This window comes from Mesorhizobium album (genome assembly GCF_033977205.1).
GTDB classification, from domain to species: domain Bacteria; phylum Pseudomonadota; class Alphaproteobacteria; order Rhizobiales; family Rhizobiaceae; genus Mesorhizobium; species Mesorhizobium album.
This window is the reverse complement of record NZ_JAVIIW010000033.1, coordinates 67,078-73,214: the sequence shown is the minus strand read 5'-3', so window position 1 is coordinate 73,214 and position 6,137 is coordinate 67,078. Positions and strand designations below refer to the sequence as shown.

5 protein-coding genes are annotated in these 6,137 nt (G+C 60.4%); all 5 read right to left on the bottom strand.

The window, feature by feature from the left end; all coding sequences use genetic code 11:
- Positions 1 to 450: 450 nt before the first annotated feature.
- Positions 451 to 1,293 (bottom strand): SDR family NAD(P)-dependent oxidoreductase, encoded by an 843-nt coding sequence (locus tag RFN28_RS24395; RefSeq protein WP_320289767.1) that lies wholly within the window; start codon positions 1,291 to 1,293, stop codon positions 451 to 453.
- A gap of 29 nt (positions 1,294 to 1,322) precedes the next feature.
- On the bottom strand, positions 1,323 to 2,348 hold the full coding sequence (locus tag RFN28_RS24390) for a LacI family DNA-binding transcriptional regulator (RefSeq protein ID WP_320289766.1): 1,026 nt from the start codon (positions 2,346 to 2,348) through the stop codon (positions 1,323 to 1,325).
- Between the two features lie 136 nt (positions 2,349 to 2,484).
- Positions 2,485 to 3,378 (bottom strand): NAD-dependent epimerase/dehydratase family protein, encoded by an 894-nt coding sequence (locus RFN28_RS24385; RefSeq protein ID WP_320289765.1) that lies wholly within the window; start codon positions 3,376 to 3,378, stop codon positions 2,485 to 2,487.
- 164 nt (positions 3,379 to 3,542) lie between these two features.
- A complete protein-coding gene (locus RFN28_RS24380) occupies positions 3,543 to 5,027 on the bottom strand; it encodes a sugar ABC transporter ATP-binding protein (protein ID WP_320289773.1) in 1,485 nt (494 codons plus the stop codon).
- Between the two features lie 85 nt (positions 5,028 to 5,112).
- A complete protein-coding gene (locus tag RFN28_RS24375; RefSeq protein WP_320289764.1) occupies positions 5,113 to 6,045 on the bottom strand; it encodes a sugar-binding protein in 933 nt (310 codons plus the stop codon).
- Positions 6,046 to 6,137 lie beyond the last annotated feature (92 nt).

The following is a 6,137-nucleotide window of genomic DNA, read 5'->3' as shown; positions in this document are numbered from 1 at the left end:
CGGCGCCCGCATCAACTGGATGTTCTCGACCGAACAGGCCCGCCTCAAATTGGCCAAAGCCTATCCAAAGCCCACCGCCAAAGAGTCATAATCCCTGTGCAGTGCCACTAGGCGCTCGGATGTCCGCTTCTGGAACGCCGCCATAGTCGGTTAAATGACTGACGTAAGCGCATTGCCGCCCGACTGCCTTGGGCCGATATCTGCTGGTCCGCTTGGGAAACACATCTGGCTGAAGCTGACATCCGGCAAAGGACCGCGCTCAAGTCTTGGCATGCGTGGTCCCACGTGCGACCATGATGCCTTCACGCACGTTTCCAAACTCACTTTGAGCTGCCGGTCCAGCCTCTTATGTGTTCCGGAGCAAGATCGGGCGGGATTGCTCGGAGTTGACGCAAGTCAAGGGTAGTGTGCCTTGTGGAATGCCAAGCTCGGATATTCCCATGGCGGCACTCAGGAACTAAGCCATTCCTTGAAGGCGTCGGCAAAGTCGGGGTGCCAGCGCGACAGGGGTGGACGGTTCTCGGCTATGTCGCCTGCTGCCCAGTGGATGCGCTTTTCGTCGGTGGCGCGATCCACTTCGTTGTCGGGGCACAAGATGTAGAAGTTGCCGCGTTCGACCGACTGGAACAGGAAATCGACGGTTTGTTCGGGCGTCCATGCCCCTGCAGGCTTTTCGGTGCGGCCATGTGCGGTCAGGGAGGTGAAGACGAAGCCGGGGATGAACAGCCGCGCCTCTACTTGCTGGCCGGGGGTGTTGCGCAGGGTGTGCTGCAACGCCTCGGTGAATACTTTCACGCCGGCTTTCGAGATGTTGTAGGCAGGATCGCCTGGGGGCGTGGTGATGCCCTGCTTGGACCCGGTGTTGATGATCAGGCCAGGCTGGCCCGACGCGATCATGCGCGGGGCAAAAATCTGGGCGCCCCGGATCACGCCGAACATGTTCACATCAAGGATGCGGTCCCAGTTGTTTGCCGCATCGAAGATGTCGCTGCCAGGCTGTATGCCGGCGTTGTTCATCAGTACGTTCACCGCCCCGAATGCAGCAAAGGCCTGATCGGCTAGCGCGCTCAGTTGTGTCTTGTCGGCGACATCGGTCGGCACCCCGATTACGTCGCCCGGGGCGGCCCCGTCTGCGATCACGATCTGGCGTGCCGTCGCGATCCGGCCTGCGTCGCAATCGGCAATGCAGACCCGAAGCCCCGCACGCGCCAGATACCGTGCCGCAGCAAGGCCGATTCCCGATGCCCCGCCGGTGACGACGGCAGTCGAGCCCTTGGCAAGTGCGGCATGCATGATCGGTTTCCTTGGCTAATGCTGCCGGGTCAGGCCGTAGCCCCGGCGAAGATCTCAAATCCGGTGTCGATGATTGACGGTGTCTCGGGGCGTTCAGGGGCCAGAAGGATTGCCTCAATCGCTTTTTGCCCAATCAGGAAACGGTTCGAACGCATGGTGGACAGGGGCTGCGGCAATTCCAGCCCGATATCCAGACCGTTGAAGCCGAAGATCGCCAGTCTGTCCGGCACCCTGATGCCCGCTGCGAGGCAGTGAAATATGCCGCCCACCGCCATGTCGTCGTTGGAATAGACTGCGACATCGACCGATGAGGTGGCGCAGAGTTGCGCCGTCTGTTTCCGTCCCGCAGCGACGGAACTCTGGCCATCGGCGATGGCATGGGCAACGAACGACAGCCCTGCCTGGCCAAGGGCTTCGCACAGGCCGTCATAGCGCAGCCGCGCACGACGGTCGGCGGTCCAGTCATGTCCGACATAGCCAAACCGCCGGTATCCGCGCGCGATCAGGTGCTGACCCACCGCATAGCCCGCACGCCGGTGCGACATGCCGACGGCAATGTCGATTGGGGCGCTGTCTATATCCATCATCTCGACCACGCGCACGCCGCTTTGGTCCAGCATGCGACGGGTAGCCATGGTATGATCGAAGCCTGCGATCAGGATCGCCGCAGGTTGCCACGCAAGCAACCCGCGCACCAGCGTTTCCTCGCGGTCCATGTCATAGTCGCTGATGCTGATGACTGCCTGGTAGTTCGACGATTTCAGCCCGGCGCTGACGCCCTGCAACACCTCGGGAAAGACAATGTTTGACAGCGACGGCACCACGACGCCGACCAGCTGCGAATCCAGCGATGCCAGCGATCCAGCGATGCGGTTGGGCACGTAACCAAGGCTGCGAACGGTTTCCATCACCTTGGCGCGGGTCGCTTCCGCAACCAGTCCCTGATTCCGCATGATCCGCGACACGGTCGATTCACTGACGCCGGCCAGACGCGCCACCTCGTGGACCGTCACCTTGCTTTTCTTTTCCTGAAGGCGTTGCCTGGTCTTCGTCAACGGAATCCTCTTGTGCGGAGGCAGCATTCAGACCGCGGTTGAACGCTTGTGATGCCACGATGCAAGCGGGGTTGTACATTCATTTTGTGCCCGAAGGTACAAGGGGCGACGCGCAGCCGCCCCTTGCTTGTAAAGGTCAGCGCTTGACGTAGTTGCGCCACGGGTGCGCTTCCTTGAAATTCAGAACCTCACGGATTTTGCGGTTGGACAGCGGCGCCTCGTCCCGGCCCATCGGACGGGTGACCGGGGTGTTCGGACAGTATTTTGCAAGGAATTCCGCCGTGGGCAGGTCGGCGGTGATGGTATCGTTCACTGCGTTGAATACTTGAAAGCCAAGTCCGTCCTTTTCCAGACACAGATGCACGATCTCACCCAGGTCGCGGGCATCGATATAGCTCCAGGCATTGCGCTTGCGGCACATCGGATCGTCGAGGTAGCCTGGAAAGTTCACGTATTCATGCGGCTCGATCACGTTGCCTATGCGCAGCGCATAGATGTCCGCGCCGTAGCGCATCGCAAAGGCGCGGGCGGTCTTTTCGTTGACCAGCTTGGACAGGCCATAGCTGTCCATCGGGTCGTTGTCATAATCTTCTTCCAGCGGGAAAGAATGGTAGTCCTTATCGCCTTCGGCAAAGCAGACGCCGTAGGTCGTTTCGGAGCTGGCGATGATGACCTTGCGAACGCCCAGCTTCATCGCCGCTTCGATCACATTGTAGGTGCCAACGGTGTTGGCGGAGAAGGTCGTGTTGTCCGGGTTGATCATCACTCGCGGCACGGCAGCGAAATGCACGACCGCATCGGGGGCCTTGGGCGGAGCACCGTCATTGTAGCCGTCAAAGCCGAAATGCGTGGTCAGCGCGTTGAACACCTGACTGCCATCGGTGATGTCGGTGATCAGGGTGTTGACGCCCGGATGATCGAACGGCTTCAGATCGACATTGAGGACCGAATAGCCTTTGGCAAGAAGATGCGGCACGGCATGGCGACCGGCCTTGCCGGTGCCGCCGGTGAAAATGATGCGTTTCGTCATGCTCAGTCTCCGTCGATTTGATAATTCGTCAGGCAGTTCGTAATCAGTCACCTAATGCATGTCGCCCAAAAGTGTGCAGCGGTTTTGGGAAAACGACATGCATAAAAACAAAGGCTTAATGCGCGTTGCTCGAATCCGTTTCGACGCGACGTGCTTTAGCTGGATCAGCCCGTAGCCGCCAGCATGACCCGCTCCTGCGTCGCGTCTTCGCGGTCGAGAATGCCGGTGATGCGCCCTTCCTTCAGGACGACCACGCGGTCGCTGATGGCAAGCACCTCGGGCAGGTCGGAAGAGACGACGATGATCGACATCCCATCCTCGGCCAGCCGGTTGAGCAGGGCGTGCACCTCAGCTTTGGCGCCGATGTCGATGCCGCGCGTCGGTTCGTCGACGATCAGGATGCGTGGCTTGCGCGCCACCCACTTGGCGATCACGACCTTCTGCTGGTTGCCGCCCGACAGGGTCAGCAACTTCTTTTCGGGCGACGGTGTCTTGATCCCCAGCGAGCGGATATAGGCAAGGCAGGCGTTCGTCTCGCGCTTGCGTTGCACCACGCCCATCGTGCAGTAATCCGACAGGTGCGTCAGGCTGAAATTCTCGCGCACTGACATGCCCAGGACGAGGCCCATTTCCTTGCGGTCTTCGGTCACGAAACCGATGCCGAGGTCGATGGACTGCGAAGGCTCGCGAATGGAGACCGTCTGCCCCTCGACCCGGATTTCGCCGACGCTGGGGCGGCTGCCGAAGATCATTTCCATGATCTCGGTCCGACCGGAGCCGACCAGCCCGAAGAAACCCAGCACCTCGCCCTTGTGCAGATCGAAACTGACATCCGCCACCCGCGCCCCGCGCGAGGTGGGCCGCTTCAGCCCGAGGCCTCGTACGGATAGCAGCACGTCCTTGGTGGCGTGCGAGTTGTGTTTTCCGAAAAGCTGCGACATGTCGCGGTCGACCATCTTGCGCACGAGGATGTCCCGCGTCATGTCGCCAATCAGGCGGCTGTCGACGGTTTCGCCGTCGCGCAAGACGGTCACGCGATCGCCGATCTCGAAAATCTCGTCCAGTCGGTGCGAGATATAGACCACACCGACGTTCTGCGAAGCCAGCTTGCGCACCATCCGCATTAGCGTCGATGCCTCGTGGTGGCTGAGGGAGGCAGTCGGTTCGTCCATGATGATCAGCTTTGAGCGATAGGAAATCGCGCGCGCAATCTCGACCATCTGCTTTTGCCCGATGCTGAGATTGCCGACCTTTGTCGTCGGCTCGATGTTCATGTCCAGTTCGGCCAGCACGGCCTTGGCATCGGCGTTCATCTTGCGGCTGTCGATCAGCCCGCCCGCGCCAAGCGGTTCGCGTGCAAGGTAGATGTTTTCGGCCACGGTCAGGTTGTTCACCACCGCCAGCTCTTGATAGATGATGCTGATCCCCAGTGCGCTGGCGTGAACGGGATCCCTGATCACCACCTCTTGGCCATCGACACGGATCACCCCTCCCGGATCGGCGCGATATACGCCGGTCATGATCTTCATCAAGGTACTCTTTCCGGCCCCATTCTCGCCGGCGAGCACATGCACCTCGCCACGCGCCAGCTGGAGATCGACCCTGTTCAGCGCCCTGACGCCGGGAAACGTCTTGGCGATGCCGCGCATTTCAAGGAAGTGGGACATGATCGCCTCAGCTTTCGTAAAAAAGGGGCGAAGCCGGGAGACAGCTTCGCCCCACTCGACAGCTTATTTACTTCGTATAGCTGCCGAGGTTGTCAGCGTTCACGACGGTCACGCCGGTATCGATGTCCTTGCTTTCGGTCTCTTTGCCCTTGACCTGGGCAACGAGATGTTCGACGGCCAGTTTGCCCATGGTCACGGGACGCTGCACCATGATGCCGTTGATGTAGCCGTCCTTCACACCCTTGATGGTGTCCGGCAGGTCATCAAAGGCGAAGACAGCCACCTTGCCCTTGCGATCTGCAAATTCCTGCTCGGCAAGAACCTTGGCCACAGCCGGACCACCGACCTGGCTCATGCCAAAGATGCCAGCCAGGTCCGGGTGACCGCGCAGCAGCGCTTCGGTCACGGAGACGGCCTTGGCGAGGTCGTCTTCAGTGCCTTCGACGGCAACGATCTCGATTCCTGGGTAGGCAGTCAGCGCTTCTTTCACGCCGTCGATACGCTCGTTCAGGTTGGATGCGCCAAGCTGCCCGGTCACGATGGCGATCTTGCCCTTGCCACCCAGCGCCTTGGCCATCGAGTTGCCCATCGTCACGCCGGCCTGCTTGTTGATCGTGCCGATGTACATGCTGCGGCCGCTTTTGGCGCTGTCGCTGTCAAAGGTCACGACCTTGATGCCGGCATGCATCGCTTGCTTGATCACGCCTTCGACCGACTTCGGCTCGTTCACCGAAATGGCGATGCCGTTGACCTGGCGGGCGATCAGATCTTCGATGATCTTGACTTGGGTCGCGCCCTGCGTGTTTTGCGGGACGACCCACTGGTAGCTGACACCCAGAGCATTGGCGGCAGTCTTCGCGCCGGTGTTGCAGTCGTCGAAGAACGGCACGGCCACTTTCGGCACCACGGCGATCGTGATGTCCTGGGCGAACGCCGCAGTGCCCGCCAGAATCGCGATGGAAGCCATCGCCGCACGAGCTGCTTTCATAAAGATACGCATCGTCTTTCCTCCTGCCCGCTCGTTCCTGAGACGGACCTTTGTTTGTTCTTGGTCATGACTTTTCGTCCTGGTGTTGATCAGAAAGCTATTCC